Below are 4,049 nucleotides of genomic sequence, written 5' to 3'. Positions count from 1 at the left end.
TCAGGCTACGCCGATTCTTGGGTTTGTCAAGTATATAATCGCCTATCGTAACGGCAACGTGCGGTTCGCGCGGCGCGATCCGGACATGGTCGCGCAGGCGCGCGGATCGAGGCATGGCGCCGCCGGTGCATTCCGCGGGCAAATCGCGGGCAGCCGGCGCGGCATCATGCGGGGGACCGGCCGTCGCCGGCCTTTCGCGCCGGTCGGGCGTAGCGCCGCGGCGCCAACAGCTTGACATCCAGCACTTCGAGATCGTCGTGCACGGAATACGTGTGGCAGCCGCGCAGACCGGGCTGCCAGTCGGGCGCCAGCGCGCCCAGCGGCCGTTCGGCGTAGCGCTCCGGGCTCAGCTCCAGCACCTCCTGGAACACGATGCGGTAGCCGTAGTCGGGGCCGCAGTCCTGCGCCGGGCGGATCAGCCGGCCGCGATGGCGGAACAGGCCGCCGGCCGGCCGCGCGGAGCGCACGTCGGCGACGATCGGGTTGCGCGCGTGCGGCAGCCACGGGCCCAGCGGCGAGTCGGCATGGAACAGGAACAGTTCGTTCCACTCGCGGCCGCCGTCGTCGAACGGCGTCTCGGCGACGCAGACGAACAGGTACCAGCGGCCGCCTTCCTCGTGCAGCGTGCCGTCGACCATGCGGTAGCCGCGGAGCAGGTCCGCGACCGGCTCCCATTCGTAGGGGAAACGGCGCGCGCGCCACAGCGGCAGGCGGCGCTCCAGCGCCGCCTCGAAGGTCAGGTAGAGCTGGTCCCGCCAGGCGAACACGCGCGGATAGGAGAGGTGGCAGGCGGCCTTCACCACCACGCCGCTGCGGTGCGCGCCGTCGGCGTCCGGTTCGATCGCGCTGATGTGGCCGCGGCCGCTGGCGTAGTCGAGCTCCTCGACGAAGATCGCGCGGCGGCCTTCGTGCACGTAGGCGCAGGGGTCGGCCCAGAACGCGCCGAGCGGCGGATCGAGGCGCTGGAAGCCTTCGACGCCGGGCGCTTGCGGATCCAGCCGCGCCGACGACTGCCGCCACAGCAGATACCAGTGTTCGATCTTGCCGAGCCGCGGCAGATGGCGGTCCGCGGCGCGCACCAGCAGGCGCAGCGCCAGCGCCACGCAGCTCATGCCGTCCGGCGCGTGGGCGGCGGGCAGCGGCCGCGCCTCGGGTTCCTCGCCCAGCGCGAGACGGCGCAGCGCGCGCCGCAGCAGCGCCGGCGTCTTCTGCAACTGATAGGCGCGGTTGCGCGCATGCGACAGCAGCGCGGTCGAACCCACGCTGGCTTCGAGCAGTTCCCAGCGGCCGCGGTCGGAACGATGCACGCCGAGTCCGCCCGGTGTGACCGCCTCGCCGCGGTCGAAGGCGGCGAACATCCAGAACGCGGCGCGCATCGGATCGGTGGCGTCGCGGCCGAAGCTCCACACGCCATGCGTGGCCATCGCGGCCAGCTTCGTTGCCGGCAGCGCCAGGCCGAAGCTCAGCACCAGGTCGGGCGACAGCCGCGCCAGCTCGGCCGCGGCCTCCGCGTCCAGTTCCAGCGGCGCATCGGAGGCGGCGCGCCAGGCGTGCCGCGGCACCGCCGGCAGCAGCGCGGCGAGATCGCGGCTGGCGTGCACGGCGCCCATCGCGCCGGCGAAACGCATGTCGAGACGGAGATACGCATCGAACAGGCGGCTGCCGCGCGGCGGCCTGCCCGTCCGCACGGCGGCCAGCGCGACCAGTTCGGCCGCGCCGCCTTCGCCGAGGCCGGCGAGCGCGGCGGCCAGCCAGGCCGGCACCTGCGTACGGTCGACCAGCGCGACCACGCGCAGCGGCCGCGTGCCGGCGGGCAGCGGCGGATACAGCGCCGAGCGGGCGGCGGCCTGCGGCGTGCGTCCCATGTCCATGGCGCTCACTCTCCCTGGCCGGCGTGCAGCGCCGCGCCGACGCGGGCCTCTCCCGTATGCCGTGCGGCATCCGTCGCAGGCGCGGGCGCGGCGACGAAACGCCGGGACCACGCGGCCACCCGGCTGATCCACGCGCGCTGCGCCGCCAGCTCGGTGCGATTGTGGTTGGCGTCGGCGATGTAGTCGGCCTGGATGCACGCGGGCAGGCGGTAGCGGCGGAAACCGTCGGCGAATTGCCCGGCGTAGTTGTATTCGCGCGTCATGCTGCCCGAGTACAGCAGGTAGACCGCGGTGCCGCGCGCGCCGAGCGCGGCCAGCCCGCGCGCGAACGCCTCCTTCGGCGGACGCACGCGGCCGCCGCCGGCGGCGGCGTCGCGCCGCCGTGCGAGGCGTTGCCGCAGCATCCGCCACACGGCGTCGGCGGCGCCGCTGCGGCGCAGCCGCGCCAGCGCGCTGTTGAGATGCGTGCGCAGGGTCGGATAGGCGTGCGGGTCGAGCATCACCACGCCGGCCACGCGCGGATCCTCCAGCGCGGCCGCGTAGCCGTGGTCGGCGCCGGAGCACAGGCCGACCAGCACGAAGCGCCGCAGTCCCTGCGTCTCGGCGAGATGATCCAGCGCCGCGCGCACGTCGGCGACCGCCTGCCGCTCGAAGCCGAGCGTGCCGGTGGCGGCGCGGCTGTCGCCTTGCCCGGAGAGGTCGAAGCGCAACGCGGCGAAGCCCAGTCCGGCCATCTCGCGCGCGAACTTCACGTACATGCGCTGCGGGCCGATGCGCGGGATCACGCCGGCGTTGAACATCACGAAGCCGAGGTCGTGCGCGGGCACGCCCTGCACCGGCGCGGTGTACGTGCCGACCAGGCGCCGGCGCTCGCCGAACTGGACGACGCGCTCGTTCACGGCAACGTCTCCACGGTGGCCTCGATGTGGTCGAGCACGTCGGCGGGCACGATCGCCGCGCTCATCGCCTCGTCCGAATTCCACGGCGACGAAGACGCCAGCGCGCGCCATTCGAGCGAGGGCGCTGCGGCGAGGCGTTCGCGCAGGCGCGCCTGCGCCGCGCCTTCGGCGGTGACCAGCACGTGCACGCGCGCGGTCTGCGGCGGCGCGGCGGCCAGCGCCATCGCGCGCAGTTCCGCGCGCAGTTCCAGCGGCAGCGGGAAGCCGAGCGCCTCGTCGACCACGCCTTCGCGGGGGCGGCCGAAGCGCGCGGCGAAGGCGGGCCAGTCGATGCCGAAGTCCTCGGCCAGGAAATTCATGTGCGCGAGGCGCAGTTCGTCGAGATAGGCGCCGCCGTCGATCACCGGGTCCCACAGCAGCAGCATGCGCGGCGCCGCGTCCGCGCGCGCGGCCAGCAGGCCAAGGCTGGCGCCGAGGCGCAGCCCCACCCACGCGGCGGCGCGGCAGCCGCTGCGCGCGAGCAGCTCGGCGTGGGCGGTGCGCACGTCGTCGCACCAGCCGGCGAGCGTGCCCTGTTCGCACTCGCCGTCGGAATCGCCGGTCGCGTAGTAGTCGAAGCGCAGCACCGGGAAGCCGCGCCGCGCCAGGCGCTCGGCCAGCACGCGGAAGATGCGGTGGCTGCGGATCGCCTCCTGGCCGAACGGATTCAGCAGCAGCACCGCGCTGCCGCGCGCGCGCTCGCCCGCGGGCGGGTGGAACACGCCGAACATGCGCCGTTCCCGGGCACCGAAGCGGTAAGGGATCACGATGCAGCCACGTCCGTGTACCAGTGGGTGACGGGGGGATCATCGCCGCTGGCGGGCGCGTCGCCAAGTGCGATGCCGTACGCCGCGATGTGCCCGGGCGCCGGCCGGAACGTGCGCAGCGCCACGCTCCACGGCGGTGTGTCGCCGCCCGCGGGCACGACGACGCGGCGCGGGCCGGCGTCGGCGCCGACGTGGATGCCGCAGGGATCGCGGCCCAGGCCGTCGCCGGTGGCCTTCAACAGCGCCTCCTTGCGGGTCCAGCAGGTCATCACCGCCAGCGCGCGCCGCTGCGGCGCGGTGGCCGCGATCGTCAGGCACTCCGCCGGGGTGAAGCAGCGCCGCGCCAGCAGCTCGGCGTCGGGCAGCGGGCGCACCGCCTCCACGTCGATGCCCAGCGCGCGCACGCGGCCGACGGCGAGCAGGGCGAGGCCGCCGGCGTGGCTGAGGTTGAACGCCGGCGCGCCGGCCGACGC

At 74.7% G+C, this 4,049-nt stretch carries 4 protein-coding genes; all 4 read right to left on the bottom strand.

Annotation, left to right across the window (positions count from 1 at the left end):
- Nucleotides 1-164: 164 nt before the first annotated feature.
- The gene (locus MBSD_RS09205; protein ID WP_148667853.1) at nt 165-1,871 is read right to left on the bottom strand and encodes a glucosamine inositolphosphorylceramide transferase family protein; all 1,707 of its coding nucleotides are present in this window, start codon (nt 1,869-1,871) and stop codon (nt 165-167) included.
- A gap of 5 nt (nt 1,872-1,876) precedes the next feature.
- Nucleotides 1,877-2,770 (bottom strand): alpha/beta fold hydrolase, encoded by an 894-nt coding sequence (locus tag MBSD_RS09200; protein WP_062537053.1) that lies wholly within the window; start codon nt 2,768-2,770, stop codon nt 1,877-1,879.
- Nucleotides 2,767-3,540: an alpha/beta hydrolase family protein gene (locus tag MBSD_RS15160; RefSeq protein WP_062537052.1), complete on the bottom strand. Its 774-nt coding sequence runs from the start codon at nt 3,538-3,540 to the stop codon at nt 2,767-2,769. The genes MBSD_RS09200 and MBSD_RS15160 overlap by 4 nt, the downstream gene beginning before the upstream one ends.
- Nucleotides 3,541-3,572: 32 nt before the next feature.
- A partial coding sequence (locus MBSD_RS09195; protein WP_148667852.1) for a 4'-phosphopantetheinyl transferase family protein occupies nt 3,573-4,049 on the bottom strand: 477 nt, incomplete at its 5' end.

It is taken from the genome of Mizugakiibacter sediminis, from assembly GCF_000953855.2.
Lineage (GTDB): Bacteria > Pseudomonadota > Gammaproteobacteria > Xanthomonadales > Rhodanobacteraceae > Mizugakiibacter > Mizugakiibacter sediminis.
Note: the sequence above shows the minus strand (reverse complement) of the source record. Positions and strands in the feature narration are given on the sequence as shown.

What these genes read in the sequence shown, in the direction of transcription:
- MBSD_RS15160 (WP_062537052.1), bottom strand. Translation starts at nt 3,540, where the DNA reads ATGTTCGGCGTGTTCCACCCGCCCGCGGGCGAGCGCGCGCGCGGCAGC.
- MBSD_RS09205 (WP_148667853.1), bottom strand. Translation starts at nt 1,871, where the DNA reads ATGGACATGGGACGCACGCCGCAGGCCGCCGCCCGCTCGGCGCTGTAT.